Genomic DNA, 20,601 nt, shown 5'->3' on the forward strand with positions numbered 1-20,601 from the left:
TAGGGAGTAAATTTAAAATCGTCACTGGAAGCAAAACTGCCGTCTTTCTTAACGAGTGTGATCTAGTGTCACATGTATTGAACCTCCGAGTGTGACAATATTTCCGATAGCACACAAGATTCGCTTAACAATGAAATAACATTTAAAGGGTACAATATTTTTGGGAGTACATAAAGTGGAGTTATTATGTGGACAGAGGAGAGGTTCGGTTGGAATTCGTAGTAAGTCGCTCTGAAATAATGGAAAGTGTTTTGAAAGCTGCACCGTTTTTTGCTCAGCTTTGCCAGGAGGAAGATATTGCACTAGCTATTGCTGACAAAGAGAGATTGATATTTTATTCGCCGGATCGCAGCAATCCGCGGGATGTAAAACCTGGTTCACTGATCTCGAAAGGTCAAGGTATTGAAGTCGCGATGACAACCAGACAGATGGTCATCAAGTTGATTCCAAAAGAAGTGTTTGGCATCCCATCGCGTACGATTGCGATTCCAGTAATCGATGAGGACGATGAGGTGGTAGGCGCGATTGCGTTCGGAGTTAGCTTGGGTAGACAGTCCAAGTTGTCCGACTTGGCGGAACTGCTCGTCTCGGCCAATACACAAATTACGGTAAGTATGAGCAATTTGCTGGAAACGTCCAAAGAGCTTCGGGAAGCACAGGAATCGATGAGCAAGTCAGCGGATCAAACGAAGAAGGAAGTTCTTGAGACAACGAAGATTGCCGATTTGATAAAAAAGATCGCCTCGCAGACGAACATCCTTGGACTAAATGCTGGTATTGAAGCGACACGTGCAGGCAGCTCAGGAAGAGCGTTCCAGGTTGTGGCCAACGAAGTACGCAAGCTGGCCAGCGATAGTGTGAAGGCGGTCCAACAAGTCGAAGAGCGTATCGGCCACATGAGGGAGAAGGTAGAGACGATTCTCTCTAAGACCTCCACGGTCGATGCGACGGTGCTGCGTCAGTCTGTGGAATTCAAGGAAATTGAAGAGACACTTGCCAGTCTAAATGATTTGTCGAATCGCTTACTGGAAGCTTCGAAATATTTTTAAGTATATAGGGCGCAGTTCCTGGTCCTGAGTATGGATCTGCTGTTGTTCATTCAGACAACTGATGTCGAGAGACAATAACATGGTCTAATTAACTATTCAACCGTTGATCTTAATGAAAAGATCAACGGTTATTTGATTTGAAAATTGTTCTGTTCACATGAAATGAGATTGACTGTAGCTTTTCTTCAGAATCATTTGTGGCAGCTCAATCAATAGTTTATCCATCGTGAGGGGATCATCAAAATTATACTTGTTCTCAGAAACGATAATTTGGTCGGCATGTTTTGAATTCCAGTATGGTAAATGCATTAGTTCTCTATATAACCCTATCGTACGGGGATCGTTATCCATGAGAAAAAAATGAATATCTGACTCGTAGGCACGAGCATGTTCCAGTCGTGTTAGTTGAAAAGGAATACCTGCTTGGATCATTTCCTTCACCTTTGGTGGCGGTTGCATGCCATCAGGATGGTAGACGGTGACCCCAAACCCCTTCATGCTCATAACGTAAAGATTGCCTTCAACAATGGAAAACACGGACGCCGTTTGTTTGACATCCACATGCTCAGCTAGATTTTCCCACATCCGCTTGCTTGCAGTACGATGTCGATAGATCCATTGTTCTGCGAACTTTTGCCGATTCACTAACTCTGCTAACTGCATAATTCTGGAATAGACGGGTTCATAGCGATCGATAAGTACCGTTGGAGCTATGGATGCTAGCTCGTCGACCCAATCCTGACGGAAACCAGAATGAACAATTAAATCAGGATGAAGCTCACGTATTTTTGCCGGCTCACCAAGTAACCCAACATCCTCAACGTCTTTGATTGCATCCCAATAAAGCCCTCGTTTACCGATAATCTCTACATCTGCGCCAACCGGTTTAATGCCCAAGGAAAGCAAATCGCCAAGTGAATAACCAATGGCAACAATACGTTTGTAAGGAACCTCCGGCATGAGGATGGGAGATGAGTTTACTGACGAAGCCTCCTCATACTGACGAGGAGTAATCCCTTCTGTCTGTTTGAATTTGCGTGAAAAATAGTTTTCGTCCTTGAATCCAACGGCGTGGGCAATCTGCGCAAGCGTGTCATCCGTTTGTAACAACAGCCGCTTGGCGTGTTTCAGACGAATGTCCAGCACGTAGTCCAGCGGTTTTTTTCCGGTAATGGACTGGAACAAGCTGCTATATTGCCATTTGGCTACGCCAGCGATGCTGTATAACTGACGTGCTGTAATGTTTTGCTGATAGTGGGACTCGATATAAGCGACGGTCTGCTTCACGGCTTGAATATTATCGGACATTTCCGTATTCCTCCGAATATTCTCTATCAGAAACAGGAGTAGCTCTTGTAACGGGATCTGCTGTTTCAATCGTGACTCTTCAGGAAAGGGAGAAAGCTTCAGTGAAGTCTTCAACGACCCTACTAGATCAAGAAACCTTGATTCGTCCGTTATATTCATTCGTGTCTCGTATGGAATCATGGACAGAAGTTCGTTGGATGGTGTCGACTCTCCTAATCGGTATACATGAAAAACGATGATGATGGCTGCGGAGGTATCCAGTTGCGGATCCAAATCCAATAATTCGGAGGCCTCCTCATGCTGGTCGATAAATTGGATGCTGGCCTGTGCACCTGGTGCAAGAAGCAATATATCGTTTTTTTCGCTCTGCACGAAATGCTTCCCCAAATGAAGCAAACCGGAAGGTGACCTAAACACGATAAGGCGATGCGCCCCGGGCGGGCTAGCTATACACTGTTTACAGGAAAGCCTGCGTAACAGAATCACGCTCTGAGGGATGTATAAGCTGAATCCTGCGTCTGGAAAATAGTGGATTCCAGTATTGTCAGTAGGTGAATGTTCCATGTCTTGCTCCTTAACATGTGTATTTTCATCGGTGCTTCCGAGCAGCAATCCTAAACAAATAAGTTGCTGCAAGATCGTTTCTGCTTTTTGTGCTATAAAAAATCAGAAATATATTCATTGTTCAATCATACCAAACTCCTTAACATGATTGAAGATGATTTTCATTCTCATTAAAGTATTAAGGGGAGGATTTACCATGCTAAAGAGAAAAATGTTCCGAGTTACATTCGGTATGCTGTTTGTACTTCTGATTACCGTAACAGCGGCTTGTTCTAAACAGGAGGAAGCTGCTCCATCTGTAACTGCCAACGGTGAACAGAAAAAAACTAAAGAAATTACTGTATCTTGGATGAGGGACTTAGGTCCGTCCAATCCGCACGCGTATTATCCATCGCAGTTGTTTTCACAATCCATGATATACGAACCTTTGGTTGAGTACGGCGAAGGAGGAGAAATCAAACCCCATTTAGCTTCCAGTTGGGAAATTAGTGACGATGGAAAAGAGTATACTTTCCATCTTCGCGAGGACGTCAAATACTCGGACGGCACACCGTTCAATGCAGCTAGCGTTAAGCGTAATATAGACGCCATTCTGCAAAACAAAACGACCCATAGCTGGTTGGGAACAGCTAAATTGCTTGAACAAGCCGAAGTCGTAGATGAGTATACCGTCAAACTGGTCATGTCCGAGCCGTATTACCCGGTCTTGCAGGACTTGACGACCGTACGTCCCTTTCGTTTCTTGGCTGATGCAGGCTTCCCAAAAGGGGACAACACGCTGGAGAGCATTCAATCTCCAATCGGCACAGGGCCATGGATGCTTGAAGAGTACAAGCAGGATGAATACAGCGTATTTGTGAAGAATCCGAACTATTGGGGCGAACAGCCTGAGCTGGATAAGATCACTGTCCGCATCATACCCGATGCGGAAACCCGCGTGCTAGCTTTTGAGAAAGGTGATCTGGACCTCATCTTCGGAGAAGGTTCCATAAGTCTTGACGAATTTACGCGCCTGCAAAAAAACGAGAATTTCGAAACAGAATTGTCAGGCCCGCTGGGTACGCGGAACCTGATCCTGAACACGCAGAATACAAAACTGGCAGATGTGCGTGTAAGGCTCGCTTTACATCAAGGATTCGACAAAGCCGGATTGGTTAAGGGAATCACATCAGATGTGGAACAGCCCGCAACGCAGGTACTAACTACTGATTATCCTTATGTTAGCCAAACATTCCCTGGATTTGAGTATGATGCTGCCAAAGCATCAGCCTATTTGGATGAAGCTGGATGGGCAGTCCCAGCGTCAGGAGGGACCAGGGAGAAAAATGGAGAGAAGTTGTCATTCGAGCTGATGTACGATACAACGGACCGTATCCAAAAAGCAATGGGTGAAACACTTCAGGCTGAATGGGCGGGACTCGGCGTCGAACTTCGCTTGACAGGACTTGAGCTAACCGAACAAACCAAACGTTTTCGCGAAGGTGATTACGACATGAACTTCTGGTTCAACTCCGGCGTGCCATACGATCCGCATACGTTGGTCAATGCGGTAGCCGAGCCCACTTTCGGCGTTGCTGAGGCACATGTCAATATTGAAGGCAAGGCAGAGCTTGACGAACAAATCAGGCAAGTACTTGCTTCTGTTGACGAAAAGCGTAGACAGGAGCTCTATGACCAGATATTGCAAAAAATTCATGATGAATCGGTCATTATACCCTTGTCCTATATTCGTCAATTCAACGTATACCAAAAAACACTTGATAACGTATCGTTTCCGGAGAGTCGATGGGATCATCCATTTAACAGCATCCGCCTAAAATAAAAGAAAAGGAAGGGCCGCTCATGGCAGGTTATATTTTGAGAAGAGCACTAACGCTGATTCCACTCGTACTGTTCGCCACATTTGTAGCGTTTGTACTGATGAGGCTCTCTCCGGTTGATCCGGCCGAGGCTTACTTCTCAGCAGCTCATATCAAGCCTAACGCGCAAATGCTTCAGGAAAAACGGACTGAACTTGGACTGGATCAATCGTTTATTTCCCAGTATGTGCATTCTGCTGTTCACATGTTGCAGTTGGACCTTGGAACGTCTTACTTGTCCTCCAAGTCCGTGTGGGAAGAAATATGGAGTCGATTACCGGCAACACTGCAATTAGCCGGAACCAGTATGATAATTGCATTTGTCGCCGTTGTCGTACTAGGATATTTCTCGGCGGTGCATGCCGGAAAGTGGATAGATTACGCGGTTCGCTTCCTTTCCTATATCGGAGCCTCATTGCCACAATTCATGCTGGGTTACTTGCTGATCTATCTGTTTTCTCTACAATGGGACTTGCTTCCAGTAGAGGGGAAGGGCACGTGGCAGCATTTGATTTTGCCATCGTTGACTCTGGCTTTAGCACTTGTGGCAACCTATGCGCGACTGTTTCGTGAGAGTATTTTGGAGCAGTTGAAGCATGCGTATGTGGACTATGCGCATACAAGAGGACTGAAATCACACAGCATCATGCTCAGACATGTGGTCCGGATTGCCATCCTGCCCGTCATTACCGGATTCGGTATGAATCTGGGTAGGATGATTACCGGAACAATTATAGTCGAAAGGGTATTCTCTTGGCCAGGACTTGGACGTTTTTTTGTCGAAGCCATCTTCAACCGTGATCTGCCTGTTATCCAAGGCTATGTCTTTTTTGCTGCCTGTCTTTACCTATGTACAAGTCTTCTAACCGATCTTCTGTACATGGCTGCCGATCCGAGGCTTTCCTTGCAAGAAAGGGGCAGGTGACATCATGAAGTTAAGAAGTTCGATTTTTGGCAAACGATTGGTCGTAGGTATGTGCTTATTGTTTTTGGGTATTTGTGCGGCAACCGCCGTCTTTGCACCATGGATAGCACCCCACGATCCTTATAAGATTGGAATGGCTATTAAACTGTTGCCATCTTCGGCAGAGCATTGGTTGGGTACGGACCATTTGGGCAGAGATGTGTTATCCAGACTCATCTATGGCGTTCGCATTTCGTTTGGACTGGTATTAGGTGTCTTTTCCGTGTCCGTGCTTATTGGCGTATCGATCGGCATGTTATCCGGTTATGTCGGTGGCTGGTTGGATCAGCTGTTCATGCGAATATGCGATGGCATGCTTGCATTTCCGAATCTGGTTCTTGTGTTAGGCATTGTTGGCATGCTTGGACCGGGCATATATCAGGTCATCATCGCACTGCTACTGGTACAGTGGGTGTACTATGCACGGATGACCCGAGGTCTTGTGCAACAACTGCGTTCGGAGCCATACTTGATGGCTGCCACTATTTGTGGCTCCAGTCGATTAACCATCTTAAGAAGACATGTTTTCCCACATATTTTTCCGCAGATTGTGGTAATTGGTACACTTGAGATGGGGTGGGCCATCATGGATATTTCAGCCCTTTCTTTCCTGGGCCTGGGCATTCAGCCTCCGACCGCTGAATGGGGAGCGATGATAAATGAGGGACGTGGCTATTTGCGCGAACATCCTTCTCTAATGCTGTATCCTGGAATGTGCATTTTAATGGTAGTGACCGCGTTCAATGTATTAGGGGAATCGTTGTCCCAATTGCTTGGTGTCAAAAAAGTGAAGGAAAGGAGCGCACCCCATGTTCGAAAAGCATCACGCAAGGTCGGCAACTCCTGAACCATTGCTCGTACTTTATAATGTCTGTGCCGACGTGATCAGTGACGGATCCTCTCAGCGGTTGCTTCACCACGTTTCGTTCTCGTTGCAGCCAGGACGCGTCATTGGTCTCGCAGGACAGAGCGGCAGCGGAAAAACGCTGACCTGCCGATCCATTCTTCAATTACTCGATCCCAGCATCCGCGTAAACGGTAGCATCAGGTTAAGAGGTAAGGAACTGAACAATATGACCGAAAAGGAGTTACGGACCATTCGTGGCAACGATATAGGCTATATCGTGCAAAATCCAATGAATGCACTAGTTTCCGTTCACACCATTGGAAGCCAGTTTGTCGAAACGATTCGCACGCATTCCCAGTGCAGCAAAAGAGAGGCTTTGAGTCTGGCCGTGCAGGCTCTCGAAAGTGTAAGGCTTCCAGACCCGGCTGGACTTCTTAAGCGGTACCCGTTCGAGCTTAGTGGTGGCATGTTGCAACGTGTGTTGATTGCACTCACGATGAGCTTGTCACCCTCCATCGTCATCGCGGACGAGCCGACTACCGCCCTGGATACGGTCAATCAATACCGCGTTCTGGAGGAACTCGAAAGGCTAAGGTTAAACAAAAATGTTGCCATACTGCTCATCACGCATGACTTTGATGTCATTGCAGAGATGGCCGATGAAGTTATTGTCATGAAGGAAGGGCGGATCGTGGAGCATAACGACGTATTATCCATATTCAATCGGCCACAGCATGCCTATACTCAGGAATTGCTGCGAAGCCGGTTGAATGACTGAACGGAGGAGTAAACATGGCATTGCTGGAAATTTCCCGCGTTACGCACGCTTATGATTCTGCCCACGGCTTCTTACGGAAATCGAAACAGGAGCCTCAAGCAGTGGTAAAGGATGTCTCTATAACGCTGGAGGCAGGACAATGCATTGGGTTGTTGGGAGGCAGTGGTGCAGGCAAGAGTACGCTCGGGAAAATCATGCTCGGCTTGCAGCGGCCTCAATCAGGCTCGGTACTTATTCATGGTAAGGACTTGTATACGAGCGACAAACGAACGAAGAAACAATTGCGGAAGCATGTACAGGCCGTATTTCAAGATTGTTATTCTTCGGTCAATTCTAGGATGACGGCAGCACAAATCATTTCAGAGCCGCTCGACAATTTTGAGCGGCTATCGAGCAGGGAGAAGGCTTATCGTATCTGCGAAGCTCTGGACTTGGTAGGGTTGCCCGCAAGTGCCATGAACAAGTTACCAAAAGAATTTAGCGGTGGACAACTGCAGCGCATCAGCATCGCGCGCGCCATGATCTCTAACCCCAGTGTCATCGTGCTTGATGAAGCGGTCAGCAGCCTTGATGTCGCCAATCAGGTGCACATTATCAGCGTTTTACGAGATTTAAAGGCACAACGAGACATGTCCTACATATTTATCACGCACAACCTAAAGGCTGCTTTTGCACTGTGTGACCGATGGACTGTATTGGATCAGGGTAGCCTGTGCGGGAGCTTCTCAACGAAGGCTGAAATGAAGGCATCCGAGGAGTCAGCAGTTAAGCAGCTGTTGGACGCTTCACTCTCTACACGTCCGGAACTCGGCACGATTCGCAAGGATAGGTACTTTCTTACTGACACAGAGCAGCGAGAAGGCGCATGGGCATGAATCGCAGCGAAGTTTTGGCAGACACCTACAACGGCGTATTTTCGCCCGCGTTGCTGCGCTTGTATGCCCTGACTTTTTTGTTTTACAGTGCTAACGCCTTCGTTCAGATGATATTGCCTCTTTATTCGCGTAGCGTCGGTTTGGGTAACGATAGAATAGGCATAATCGTGGGTACATATTTGCTGGTTAGCATGCTGCTACGACCATGGGCGGGATTAGTGGTTGAGCGAATCGGGGTTACCCGTATTCTGCGTTTCATCTTATTGGGGCATCTGTGCGTTTTGCTTCTGTACGTATGGCAGGGCAACGTTCCTCTTATCTTTATCAGGGGTTTGCAAGGCGCGGTTGCCGCCTTTTTCTCACTGGTCGTGCAGATGACCGTGATGGACCTGTTATCCGAACGCGACCGAACTCAGGGATTGTCACTGTATTTGCTGTTTGGCTTGTTGCCATCGGTTATGATGCCCGCTCTGGGATGGATCGCCTGGGACCAAGCGGGAATGAACGGATTTTATGCTGGCCTTGCAGTTCTTGGCGCATTGACTCTCATATCGGCTTATGGAACAGGAAGAGACACGAAACGCATTACAGTGGCCACCCGTTCCACTGAGCAGAAGACGAGAAAGCATGATATTACTGTAAGTATACAAGCCACGCTCTGGAACCGTCATTTCATTCTAAGCAGCCTCGTGATGATAAGCACAACGGTTGGATTCGGTGCGATAACGGCCTTCATGGCTTTGTACGTGGTGCAAACCGGGATCGGTAATGCTGGGGTGTTTTTTTTCATACAATCAGGAGTGATCGTAACAACGAGATTTGCTTTGCGTAAGCGACTGCCTTCGGACGGGAATTGGCATTCCGTTTATGTGGGTTTATTGTTATTTTCAATTACGATAGGTCTGGTACTGGTTGCCATTGCCCCGTATACTGGCATGACATGGGTACTGTATGTGGGCGGTATCGCAATCGGCTATGGCATCGCAAACATGTATCCCGTTCTTGCCGCTTACCTGAGCATCGTACTTGGACAAGAACGACGAAAAATATGGATGGGTCTGTTTATCTCCATGTCCGATCTTGGAACCGTAATTGGTAGCATCATCTTAGGGATAGCGGCAGACCATGTCGGTTACACCTCCATGTTCTTGATCTCCGCTGGAGCTTCACTCAGTATTGCCATCCTTGTAGCTATGAGTAATCGTTGGATGAATACCCATCATTGAAAAGCACTGAAGTTAAGACGACAAAACGACAAATTGATAATATCCCCTTTTAGTAGACAAGAATAAAAAGACATCTGGAAAGATGGATTTAATCTTGTTGACCAGAAGGGGATTTTTTATGGAAAATAGCAATGAATCACTTGTAATTCAACGGCTAATATGAGTTTGGGCTTTGAAAACTTCTAGGATGGCCCATCAATAATTGGACGGAAACTAGAACGTTGTCATACTCTATTTTGACAAAAATTCTACCACCGTAGTACTGTCAAGAGATGAGTAATATTGAAAGAGAGGTATAGAAAGGTGAAACAGGTACTTGTAATTAAGAATGAACGGTCTTTAGCAAAGAAAATCGTAAGCGGCCTAAAGCAAGACGGCTGTTTCAGTTTAAAACTTCATAATGAAAATCAAGGTTTAAATATAGTATTTGACCTAGATTGGGATATTATCGTATTAGATTGGGATTCACTAAGTATATCTGGACCGGAAATATGCAGACAAATACGAACTGTTAAAACGACACCGATAATCATTTTGACCGACAATGTGTCCAGCAAGGATTGCATAGCAGGGTTACAAGCAGGAGCAGATGATTATATAAGAAAACCATTTGTGAAAGAAGAATTAGTAGAAAGAATAAAAGTTATTTTAAGAAGAGAGGACGGTTTCCAGCCAAACGAAACAAATTTTTTTCAGTTTAAAGAACTCATCGTTGATGCATCAAGCAATATTGTGAAAAAAGGGGATGAAAATCTCCGCCTTACTAAGCGTGAGTACGAATTGCTTGTTTTTTTAATCAAGAATAAAAATAGAATATTGAGCCGTGAGATACTTTTGAACCAGGTGTGGGGATATGATACAGCAGTCAATCCAAATGTAGTGGATTTATATATTGGGTATCTAAGAAAAAAGCTAAAATGCGAGAAAAAAGATAGATATATCAAAACCGTACATGGCAGGGGGTATTCAATGATTGAACAATAATCCATATCAAGCATAATCGAAAGAACACGACTACCTTCACAAGATTTTCACATAATTAAAGACTATACTGTTCCACAGAACGTTTAAATGAAAATGATTATCAATAGCAATTGGGGTGGTGGCAATTACTATTCCATTCAATCTATTAACTTCATTTTCCTAAAAATCACATTAGTAGGGGGGAGCTAATACCAAGATAGATTGCGAACATACTCAAGTGCAGGAATAAGTATAGTAGGCTGAACTATGCAAAGCTAGGGCCAGGATAATTTGTATGTCTGACTAAAGCTGGAACACTAGATACAACAAGGCTTGGGGTTTAGTATCAATGTTGTTATTTACTAGTGCTACATATGTTGAAAGAGTACTTTTCGCTTCTATTTTTGCACTGACAGGCACATGGCTGTTTATGCCAATATTGAATTTGATTATAGGGAGAGAGTATTGGAAATGAGAAAATTTAAATTAACTGTCTTTTTAGCAATTTTTGTTTTGATGTTGGTAGCTTGTTCAAATGCAAGTAATGAAAATGGAGAAACTGCAACTAATGGACAAGAAAGCAATTCTACTGAAGCTTCAACGGTCGATATTACTGATGCTCATGGCACTGTTACTGTTCCTGTAAACCCAAAGAAAGTGATTTCTTTAGATAGTAGAACTTTTGAAACTTTAGCTGATTGGGGAATCAAATTAGTGGCTGCTCCAAAGGATGTTATGCCTGCAGATTCACCATATGTAAGTGATGACTCCGTTCAAAATATTGGTAATCACCGTGAACCAAATCTTGAAATTGTAGCAGCGGCAGACCCTGAACTTGTAATTATCGGTCAAAGATTTGCTGGCTATTATGATGAAATAAAAAAATTAGTGCCAAATGCAGCTGTTATTGATCTTAATTTTGATGTTTCTGAGGAAGCGGCTACACCTGGGGAAAACTTAGTAAATGGATTTAAGGATGCTACAAATTCTTTAGGGAAAATTTTTGATAAAAATGAAGAGGCTGAACAATTGGTAGCTGATTTCGATAAAGCTATTGAAGACGCTAAGTCAGCCTATAATGGTTCGGATACAGTTATGGGTGTTGAAGTTGCTGGTGGGAATATTGGTTTCTCTGCTCCTCATTTTGGACGTGTTTGGGGACCTATGTATGATATTTTTGGATGGAAACCAGCATTAGAAATTGAAAATGCTACTTCAGACCATAAAGGAGACGAGATTTCAGTAGAAGCTATTGCACAAAGTAATCCCGATTGGCTTCTCGTACTAGATCGTGATGCAGCAGTATCTTCTACGACTGATGCCGTTCCAGCTCAGGATGTTATTAATAATTCAGCTGCTCTTAAAAAGGTAACTGCTATTTCTAAAGGGCAGATTGTTTATGCGCCAAATGACACGTACACAAATGAATCCATCCAAACTTTTATAGAAGTATTTGAAAACCTTGCAAACACTTTAGCTAAGTAGTTTAAAGGAGTATAACATAGTGCCGAAAAATATAATCGCCGAGGTTGAGAATAATTCTCAACCTCGGCTTTATAAGTACAATAAGATATGGACAAAACCATTTATATTAACGATTTTAGTTGTTTTTATTTTATGCATTATATCATTGTTTACTGGAGCGTATGACATACGTGGACAAGAGGATGGAATGGAAATGTTTTTCATCACTCGTGTTCCAAGAACAGTTGCTCTAATGCTTACTGGAGCTGCTATGTCCATGGCTGGACTCGTAATGCAACTTATTACACAGAATCGTTTAGTTGAACCTACCACAACTGGAACTATTGAATGGTCAGGGTTGGGACTTCTTTCTGTATATTTATTATTTCCTGCACCCACTTTAGTTCAAAGAATGACTGGTGCAATCATTTTTTCTTTTATAGGTACAATGGTTTTCTTTTTATTTTTAAGAAGAGTTAAACTTCGTTCGTCTTTAATTGTACCGATTATCGGGATGATGCTTGGAGCAGTCATTTCGGCATTTTCTACTTTTATTGGACTTGTTTTTCAAATGACACAGAATATTGAAACTTGGTTTGTAGGTTCTTTTGCACCCGTTCAAGTTGGAAGATATGAATACTTGTGGCTCATTGTCATCGTTACTTTTCTTATTTTTATGTATGCTAATAAATTGACTCTAGCAGGACTAGGGGAAGATATTGCAACAAGTCTTGGAGCGAATTATAATAGGATCGTTTTTTGGGGTACTGGTCTTATTTCTCTTGCAGTTGGAATTGTTGCAGCCGTTATTGGAAACTTACCTTTTTTAGGTTTAATTGTACCCAATATTGTTTCAATGTTTAGAGGCGATGATCTTAGGAGTAATTTGCCTTGGGTATGTGTGATAGGAATGGGTACTATAACGGTTTGCGATATCATATCTCGAACCATTATCATGCCTTTTGAAGTACCTGTCTCATTGATACTTGGAACAGTAGGGGCAGTCGTATTTATTCTTATTTTATTGAGACAGAGGAAACAAGGGAGGCTAAGATGAGCACATTGGAATATAGAAATAAAGAAAATGTCAAAGTCGATTCTAGCCTCCATAATGCAAAAAGATCAGCCAGAGCTTTTCGTTCGAAGAAAGAAGAAAGACGTTATTGGATTTTGCTGATCACATTGATTGTTTTGGGTGTTCTTTCTTCGTATGGACTTTTAGTTTATAACAATCCAGTTCCCATAGATTCACCTTCTTTTATACCAGTTGTTAGAAGAAGGGTGGATGCTCTTGTTGCAATGATTATTGCTGCGATTTGTCAGAGTTTGTCGACGGTTGCTTTCCAATCGATTACGAATAATCGGATTATAACTCCTTCACTTTTAGGATTTGAATCACTATACTCAACCATTCAGACTAGTACCATATTTTTCTTTGGTGCTGGTGCATTCATCAATTTTACTGGCATTGGATCCTTTGCATTTCAAGTTATTGTTATGGTCTTGATGAGTTTGATCCTATATGGATGGTTGCTCTCTGGGAAGTATGGAAATCTACAACTTATGCTCTTGGTTGGAATTATTATTGGAGCTGGACTGAGATCTGTGTCAACTTTTATGAGAAGACTTCTTGCGCCGTCTGAGTTTGATATTTTACAGGCAAGATTGTTTGGTTCTGTTAATAATGCGAATTCTGAATATTATCCTGTTGCAATTCCAATTGTAATCATTGTAGCTTTGCTTATACTTGCGTATTCCAAGAAATTAAATGTAGTATCACTTGGAAAAGATGTCTCTACTTCTTTTGGAGTTAAACATCAAGCAAGTATAATTTATACACTAATATTAGTTTCTGTTTTGATGTCCATTTCTACGGCTATGGTTGGACCACTTACTTTCTATGGGTTCTTAGTTGCAACTTTGAGTTATCAAGCAGCGCCAACTTATGATCACAGATATATTTTCCCGATGGCTCTTGCTATAGGATTTTTGATCATAACGAGTGCTTACTTTTTAATGTATCATTTATTCAATGCTCAAGGTGTGGTTTCAGTTATTATCGAACTATTTGGTGGAATCATATTCTTAATTGTGATTTTAAGGAAGAGGGCTTTATGATAAAGATTGATAATGCTAGAAAGTTGTATGCTGATCAGGTGAAAATAGGACCCTTGAATATTGAAATACCAAAGGCTTGTTTTACTTCTTTAATTGGGCCTAATGGTGCTGGAAAGTCTACGACACTTTTAATGATTGGAAGACTTTTGGGCATAGATGAAGGCCAAATTATAGTGGCGAACATGGATATTTCTGAATCTAAATCAAAAGACTTAGCCAAAATTGTAACTATCTTGCGACAAGAAAATCATTTTGTAACAAGGCTTACTGTTAGACAGCTAGCTGGATTTGGGCGTTTTCCCTATTCAAAGGGAAGATTAACGAAAGAAGATGAGGTTATTATTTCTAAGTATATCGATTTTTTAGACTTGACTGATCTGGAGAATAGATATTTAGATGAGCTATCTGGTGGTCAAAGGCAAAGGGCATATGTAGCGATGGTTCTGTGCCAAGAAACTGAATATGTGCTTTTGGACGAGCCTCTAAACAACCTTGATGTTGCTCGTTCTGTTCAAATGATGGAGCATTTGAGGCTTGCTGCAAAGGAATTTGGAAGAACAATTCTGACTGTTATGCATGATATTAATTTTGCAGCCAAATATTCTGATCGAATTTGTGCCATGAAAGATGGACAAATTGCAGCTTTTGGAACAGTAGAAGAGATTATGAATTCAGAAATTTTGACAGATATTTTTGAAGCAAAAATAGAAATTATCGAGGGCCCTTATGGGCCCATAGCGATTTATTAGTTACAATTTTTTCGGAAAAAGCATTTCATAATAGGGATGTAAACAGTCCTCTTAGAGATGACTGCTTACATCCCTATTCTTATTTAATGAGAAATTAATTTTCCAGAATCAAATAGCGATTTTAATCAAATTCAAATTCCAAATTCACACCTTTACGTTCAATTACTCCGTACACTCAATAGAACTATATCAAACTAATAAGCAAAAGAAATAATGGCTGCACATGAAGTTACCGAGCAGCAAAAGATATAAGCAAAGATTTAGTAGCGATTGCTTCCGGAAATGGGGAAGCAATCGCTATGTTTTCGTGCGGATATTTTTATTTTTTGTCCTCCACATGTGTACAAAAAATAAAAAAGATGATACATTGAAATTAGTTTAACTCCTTTTATAACAGGGTTTTTTTAAAGAATACTATGTCTCCTGTACGAGGACATACGTATATCGAGGAGGGAATGGAATGTCAAGTCAAGCATTGGACCAATTTTTAATTTCGAACATCGAGGATCTAAAGACTAAAGGTCTATATAATGTCATCGACACGCTGCAGGGTGCAAATGGTCCTGTTATTCGTATCGACGGAAAGTCCCTAATCAATTTGTCTTCCAATAACTATTTGGGACTGGCAACAGATCACCGCCTGATTGATGCTTCAGTTAAGGCGTCGCAGACATACGGGGCAGGCGCAGGGGCTGTGAGAACCATTAATGGTACGATGGATCTTCATATTGAGCTTGAAGAAAAACTGGCCCGTTTCAAAAAAACGGAAGCCGTTATCGTGTATCAATCGGGATTTAACTGCAATATGGCTGCTATATCCGCGGTAATGGACCAGCATGATGCGATTTTATCTGATGAGCTGAACCACGCTTCGATTATTGATGGTTGCCGCCTGTCGAGAGCCAAGGTGATTCGCTTTAAGCATTCGGATATGAATGATTTAAGACAGCAGGCGAAAGATGCCAAGGAATCCGGTCAGTACCATAAAATTATGGTCATCACCGACGGGGTTTTCTCCATGGATGGTGATATAGCAAAGCTGCCCGAAATCGTGAAAATAGCAGAAGAATTCGATCTGATTACTTATGTGGATGATGCCCACGGTTCGGGCGTTCTCGGAGCAGGTGCGGGAACCGTGAAGCATTTTGGATTGTCCGACCGCATTGACTTTCAAATTGGTACTCTTTCCAAGGCGATCGGCGTTGTCGGAGGTTATGTGGCGGGTAAAAAACAACTGATCGAATGGTTGAAGCTGAGAAGCCGTCCGTTTCTGTTCTCGACATCGCTACCTCCGGCTGTAATCGCTTCTTGCAGCGCTTCTGTCGACATTTTGATGAATGACAAAGAACTGATCGAGAAGCTGTGGGAGAACGGCAATAAATTGAAAAATGGCTTGAGCCTGCTTGGATATGATGTAGGCCAAAGCGAAACGCCGATCACACCTTGTATCATTGGCGATGAAGTAACCACCCAACAGTTCAGCAAACGGCTCTATGAAGAAGGCGTTTACGCCAAGGCAATCCTGTTTCCGACAGTTCCGAAGGGAACCGGAAGAATACGTAACATGCCGACAGCTGCCCATACCAAGGAGATGCTCGATCAGGTGATCTCCGTTTATGAGAAAGTTGGCAAGGAAATGAAGCTGATTTAGCTGCATTCGAAGGAGTATATTTCGGGAGGAATGTCTTATGAACAAGATTTTGGTGACTGGAGCACTGGGCCAAATCGGTTCTGAGTTAGTTGTTAAATTACGTGAAATCTATGGTGCGGATCACGTCGTTGCAACGGATCTCAGGTCATCAGCCCACGAAATTACCCGATCCGGGCCATTCGAGCTGCTGGACGTGACGAATGATAAGGCGATGTTCGAAATCGCCAAGCGGTACGAAGTTGATACCGTCATCCATTTGGCTGCGCTGCTGTCGGCTACCGCAGAGGAGAAACCGCTGCTTGCCTGGAATTTGAATATGGGCGGATTGATGAATGCACTTGAAATATCCAGGGAGCTCGGCTGCCAATTTTTCACTCCAAGCTCCATTGGATCTTTTGGTCCTTCGACTCCGAAAGACAATACCCCGCAGGATACGATCCAGAGGCCCAATACGATGTACGGTGTGAATAAAGTGTCCGGCGAACTGCTTTGTGATTATTATTTTCACAAATATGGCCTGGATACTAGGGGGCTGCGATTCCCGGGTTTGATATCTTATATGACGCCTCCCGGCGGAGGAACGACAGATTACGCTGTGGAAATTTATTACGCAGCCGTGACGACTGGCCGGTATACATCTTATATCGCCAAGGACTCAAACATGGACATGATGTATATGCCGGATGCCCTGAACGCTATCATCGAATTAATGGAAGCGGATTCTTCCCGGTTGATACACCGAAATTCATTTAATGTTACCGCAATGAGCGTGGATCCGGAGGCGATCGCTGCAGCGATACGGGATGAGTTTCCCGGCTTTATCCTCGATTATGACGTTGATCCGAAGAGACAGGCGATTGCCGATAGCTGGCCGCATTCCATTGATGCGACGGCAGCGAAAACAGAATGGGGATTTCATGCCCGTTACGACCTGAAGGCCATGACGAAGGATATGCTTTCACAGCTAAGCGAGAGACAAATGCTTCGCAAGGCTTAAAGTTATTATGAATTCGCTGTGCAAACCGAGTAGAAATACAAAAGAAGCTGAAGAGTTCTACTAGTAAGTCATAAGTGCAACTCCATTTTTCTTCATAATCGGTTTCTAAGCACCCATTTTAATTCCGTGGAACAATTCAAAAAAACGGCCGCTGTTCGCATCGTTTGCGACAGGGTCGTTTTTTGTTTTTCGTAGGCTAGCTTCAAATTGCTATTCACTCTTGCCAAACACTCATAGGGTCCCATGGCTTGATTTGATTACCATATTTTCCGGTCAAAAAAACTTTCATGTCTTCCAGTTTAGCAGGCACCTCGTTCCAAATTGGAAGGGGGGGTAACCCTCGTTTGCTTTTCAATAGGATGTCCACTGTAACATACAAGCGTTCTGGCTGAATCCAATGAAGGAAGCGGGAAATATCAATTTGCTTAGTCAGGGACAAGGCATCAATTTCGTCATTGTAATGCTTGTTGAACTCGCTGATCAGGTTCAGGAGGTAGTCTCTCTGCTCCTTCACGAAGTCCAGGCCGCAGATGGCGCCATGTCCTGGAATAACGATTTCGGGTTTAATTTCATCAATAATGCGGTCAAGCACTTTAACCCAATTGAGGGTTCCCTCTTCGCTGTATGCCGTACACCCGTTAAACACGACATCGCCGGCGAACAGCACTTTTTCTCTTGGCATCCACAGCAGCAAGTCGCTGTCAGAGTGTGCTGGAGCAACGTTGTAAATCATTACTTCCGTATCGCCAAGACGGATGTTGATATCGTCTTTTATCTCAATATTCGGGAGCAACCATTCTACGCCTTCCAGGTCGAATCCTTCAAATTCCGCTGCAAAAAACCGCTCGCCCGAAGTCGATTCCGGAGAATCCTTTCCTCTTTTGATGACGCTGTCCATCCAGGCGATATTTTCGGTAAGACGCTCTCTGGACGCTTCCTTGTGCATAATAATGCAAGCATCTTCAAACACTTTGTTTCCCCAGGCATGGTCGCTATTATAGTGCGAGTTCACCACATATGCGGGAGAGCCGCCGTTGCTTACTTCCTTAAAAGCCTCCCGCATTTCCCGCGCATGGAACAAATCGAAGAACGTGTCATACACCAGCCCTTCACCCTTGTTGATGAATCCGGCATTGGCCCAACTGATGCCGCGATACGGCGAAATACCGGCAAAGACGCCATCTGCGACTTCAAAAAATTTAACGCGAGGTTTTTGAATAATACGTCCATACTTCATAAAAATTCTCCTTCGTGTATATGTTTTTTTGGTAAGTCATACTGACTATGTCCCCATTATAGAAAATGGAAAACAGAAATGCAAGCATGTACTTGCATGCATTAATTCCATACTGTATGCTACTAACAGAACAACATCACACTACATGGATGGAGGCGCTGCAATATGAAACTAGTAACCTTTCAAACCAATACATCCCAGGAACCTTTGTTTGGGCTTGTAATTAACGAGAGATTTATCGTGTCTTTTGCTGCAATCATGAAAAAGCAGGGAACATTCTCTGACAGTCTTGAAAGTATGGACAGTTATCTTCATTATTTGCCGGCGAGTTATGATGCTGCTAAGGAAATGATGCAGTATGCTATCGAACAGTTGCATCAATTCAATGAAAATGAAATCAGCCTGATTTCAGCGGTAAACCTGCTACCGCCGGTTCCGAATCCGGCTGCGCTTATCGATTTTGGGCTGACGCCAAGACATCTGAGAAATGCTGGCGTAAATCTGCTGCAAAGAGAATATACAGGGCCGGAAAGAGAAGAACTTAAACGGAAAATCGCCGAAAAATTCCAGCAAGATCCGAATAAAGTGAATTTCAGTTATTACAAGTGTAACCATAATGCTGTAATTGGTGATGGGGATACGATTCATTGGCCATCATACTCTTCATACCTGGATATTGAGCCGGAGCTGGCCTTTGTTACAGGGAAGGGGAACTGCGTTGCAGGTTATGTTATTTTTAACGACAGTACTGTCCGCGATGTGCAGTGGCCGGATTTCCAGGCGATGACCGGACCGACGCGCTGCAAAGATTTCGATCGCAGCAAAGGGATAGGGCCATTTCTGGTAACGCCGGATGAAATCGACAACCCGCTGGCATTGGACGTGGATGTGCGTATCGGGGAGAGACTGCACTGGAAGGGAAGCACATCCGAGTATTCTGCACACCCTGCAAAAGTGATGGAGGAGGTTCTCAAAGTTTTCACGCCACTCCCGGGCACGATTATAGGAATGGGGACGATACCGGATTGCTGCGCAATCGATACCGAAGAATGGCTGTTGCCCTCTGACCGAATCCAGATTACATTTGATAAATTAGGCACGCTCACGCAATTGGTGCCTGATCATATCAAAATTACGAAACCAAGCCGCTGGGATAAAAGAAGTGATTTACCTTAAATAAACGTTTATGAAAATGATGAACTCTGAATCTGCTTCATATACAAAACTTGTAGTAGAATAGGTTTAACATATGCAAAAGGAGAAATACAATGCAAACTTCAGACAGAATCATTGAAGCCGCGACACGGCTCATCAAAAAGAATGGCTATCGCGGAGTAAGCACCAAAGCCATTGCAACGGAAGCTAAAGTCAATGAATCTACGATTTTCCGGCAATTTGGAAGCAAGCAAGGCATATTGGAAGCCATCATTGAAAGACATTCGGATATCCCGCAATTTGAGAAGCTGTTAAAAGAGGACGCGACCGATAATCCGGAAGTCGATCTGCTGAATGTAAGTCAGCAGTACCGATTGTTCTTCCATAAAAATGCGGACATCATTTTGATTGGCATCCGCGACAAAGGAATGTTTCCCGAATTAGACAGAGTGCTGGCCGATCCGCCGGTGAAGCTGCACTCCTTGCTGGTTGAATATTTTGAACGTCTGCAGAAGAAAAAAGTTATAGCCAGACAGGATGAGCGCCTTGCCGCCATGTCTTTTCTCTCGATGTGCTACGGATTTCAGATGAGCGAGCTGATTCACGGGCAATATCAGTCCCAACTCGTCACCGAGGAAGATTTCTACAAGCACAGTGTCTCATTGTTTGTAAAAGGAATTTTGTCTCAGCCATAAGCTTTGTGAAATATGTCTGTATTCGCATACGAAATGGACCTCGGTACTAGGCTGTTGCTATACCGTGGAACTTCTTCATCTCAGCGTTTTTATACTCAATAA

18 protein-coding genes are annotated in these 20,601 nt (G+C 43.5%); 16 read left to right on the forward strand and 2 right to left on the reverse strand.

Annotation, left to right across the window (positions count from 1 at the left end; genetic code table 11):
• The first annotated feature begins 209 nt into the window (after nucleotides 1-209).
• Nucleotides 210-1,049 (forward strand): methyl-accepting chemotaxis protein, encoded by an 840-nt coding sequence (locus tag ACR1R9_RS10695; RefSeq protein ID WP_099859095.1) that lies wholly within the window; start codon nucleotides 210-212, stop codon nucleotides 1,047-1,049.
• A 153-nt stretch (nucleotides 1,050-1,202) separates the two neighbouring features.
• Here ACR1R9_RS10695 and ACR1R9_RS10700 read toward each other — a convergent pair whose 3' ends face one another.
• Nucleotides 1,203-2,729 carry a helix-turn-helix domain-containing protein gene (locus ACR1R9_RS10700; RefSeq protein ID WP_433921097.1) on the reverse strand — a complete coding sequence of 509 codons (1,527 nt, stop codon included), beginning with the start codon at nucleotides 2,727-2,729 and terminating at the stop codon, nucleotides 1,203-1,205.
• Nucleotides 2,730-3,117: 388 nt separating this feature from the next.
• Here ACR1R9_RS10700 and nikA point away from each other — a divergent pair, with 388 nt between their 5' ends.
• From nikA to ACR1R9_RS10765, 13 genes are all read left to right on the forward strand, one after another.
• Nucleotides 3,118-4,743: a nickel ABC transporter substrate-binding protein gene (gene nikA / locus ACR1R9_RS10705; protein WP_099859093.1), complete on the forward strand. Its 1,626-nt coding sequence runs from the start codon at nucleotides 3,118-3,120 to the stop codon at nucleotides 4,741-4,743.
• Nucleotides 4,744-4,763: 20 nt separating this feature from the next.
• A complete protein-coding gene (gene nikB, locus ACR1R9_RS10710) occupies nucleotides 4,764-5,705 on the forward strand; it encodes a nickel ABC transporter permease (protein ID WP_099859092.1) in 942 nt (313 codons plus the stop codon).
• A 4-nt stretch (nucleotides 5,706-5,709) separates the two neighbouring features.
• Nucleotides 5,710-6,591 carry a nickel transporter permease gene (nikC, locus tag ACR1R9_RS10715; RefSeq protein WP_099859091.1) on the forward strand — a complete coding sequence of 294 codons (882 nt, stop codon included), beginning with the start codon at nucleotides 5,710-5,712 and terminating at the stop codon, nucleotides 6,589-6,591.
• Complete coding sequence (locus tag ACR1R9_RS10720) at nucleotides 6,554-7,369, forward strand: ABC transporter ATP-binding protein (protein ID WP_099859090.1); 816 nt, start codon at nucleotides 6,554-6,556, stop codon at nucleotides 7,367-7,369. The genes nikC and ACR1R9_RS10720 overlap by 38 nt, the downstream gene beginning before the upstream one ends.
• 101 nt (nucleotides 7,370-7,470) lie before the next feature.
• On the forward strand, nucleotides 7,471-8,244 hold the full coding sequence (locus ACR1R9_RS10725; protein WP_257219645.1) for an ABC transporter ATP-binding protein: 774 nt from the start codon (nucleotides 7,471-7,473) through the stop codon (nucleotides 8,242-8,244).
• Nucleotides 8,241-9,470 (forward strand): staphylopine family metallophore export MFS transporter CntE, encoded by a 1,230-nt coding sequence (cntE, locus tag ACR1R9_RS10730; protein ID WP_180287243.1) that lies wholly within the window; start codon nucleotides 8,241-8,243, stop codon nucleotides 9,468-9,470. The genes ACR1R9_RS10725 and cntE overlap by 4 nt, the downstream gene beginning before the upstream one ends.
• A 303-nt stretch (nucleotides 9,471-9,773) precedes the next feature.
• Complete coding sequence (locus ACR1R9_RS10735; RefSeq protein ID WP_099859131.1) at nucleotides 9,774-10,454, forward strand: response regulator transcription factor; 681 nt, start codon at nucleotides 9,774-9,776, stop codon at nucleotides 10,452-10,454.
• Between the two features lie 450 nt (nucleotides 10,455-10,904).
• Nucleotides 10,905-11,918, forward strand: coding sequence for a siderophore ABC transporter substrate-binding protein (locus ACR1R9_RS10740; RefSeq protein WP_433921096.1), 1,014 nt, complete (start codon nucleotides 10,905-10,907; stop codon nucleotides 11,916-11,918).
• Nucleotides 11,919-11,937: 19 nt separating this feature from the next.
• Nucleotides 11,938-12,954 (forward strand): ABC transporter permease, encoded by a 1,017-nt coding sequence (locus ACR1R9_RS10745; protein ID WP_433921095.1) that lies wholly within the window; start codon nucleotides 11,938-11,940, stop codon nucleotides 12,952-12,954.
• A complete protein-coding gene (locus ACR1R9_RS10750) occupies nucleotides 12,951-14,015 on the forward strand; it encodes an iron chelate uptake ABC transporter family permease subunit (protein ID WP_433921094.1) in 1,065 nt (354 codons plus the stop codon). Before ACR1R9_RS10745 ends, ACR1R9_RS10750 begins: the two co-directional genes overlap by 4 nt.
• On the forward strand, nucleotides 14,012-14,764 hold the full coding sequence (locus ACR1R9_RS10755; RefSeq protein WP_433921093.1) for an iron ABC transporter ATP-binding protein: 753 nt from the start codon (nucleotides 14,012-14,014) through the stop codon (nucleotides 14,762-14,764). Before ACR1R9_RS10750 ends, ACR1R9_RS10755 begins: the two co-directional genes overlap by 4 nt.
• A gap of 460 nt (nucleotides 14,765-15,224) precedes the next feature.
• Complete coding sequence (locus ACR1R9_RS10760; protein WP_076288768.1) at nucleotides 15,225-16,415, forward strand: glycine C-acetyltransferase; 1,191 nt, start codon at nucleotides 15,225-15,227, stop codon at nucleotides 16,413-16,415.
• Between the two features lie 37 nt (nucleotides 16,416-16,452).
• Entirely contained in the window at nucleotides 16,453-17,412 is a 960-nt protein-coding gene (locus ACR1R9_RS10765) for an L-threonine 3-dehydrogenase (RefSeq protein ID WP_076288767.1), read from the forward strand.
• A gap of 214 nt (nucleotides 17,413-17,626) precedes the next feature.
• On the opposite strand, the gene ACR1R9_RS10770 is transcribed toward ACR1R9_RS10765, so the two are convergent.
• Entirely contained in the window at nucleotides 17,627-18,649 is a 1,023-nt protein-coding gene (locus ACR1R9_RS10770) for an MBL fold metallo-hydrolase (protein WP_175382546.1), read from the reverse strand.
• A gap of 165 nt (nucleotides 18,650-18,814) precedes the next feature.
• Here ACR1R9_RS10770 and ACR1R9_RS10775 point away from each other — a divergent pair, with 165 nt between their 5' ends.
• Together ACR1R9_RS10775 and ACR1R9_RS10780 are read left to right on the forward strand one after the other, a co-directional pair.
• Nucleotides 18,815-19,825 (forward strand): fumarylacetoacetate hydrolase family protein, encoded by a 1,011-nt coding sequence (locus ACR1R9_RS10775; RefSeq protein ID WP_433921092.1) that lies wholly within the window; start codon nucleotides 18,815-18,817, stop codon nucleotides 19,823-19,825.
• 92 nt (nucleotides 19,826-19,917) lie between these two features.
• Complete coding sequence (locus tag ACR1R9_RS10780) at nucleotides 19,918-20,499, forward strand: TetR/AcrR family transcriptional regulator (RefSeq protein WP_433921091.1); 582 nt, start codon at nucleotides 19,918-19,920, stop codon at nucleotides 20,497-20,499.
• Nucleotides 20,500-20,601 lie beyond the last annotated feature (102 nt).

The sequence above is a fragment of the Paenibacillus taichungensis genome (assembly GCF_050994985.1).
GTDB lineage: Bacteria > Bacillota > Bacilli > Paenibacillales > Paenibacillaceae > Paenibacillus > Paenibacillus taichungensis.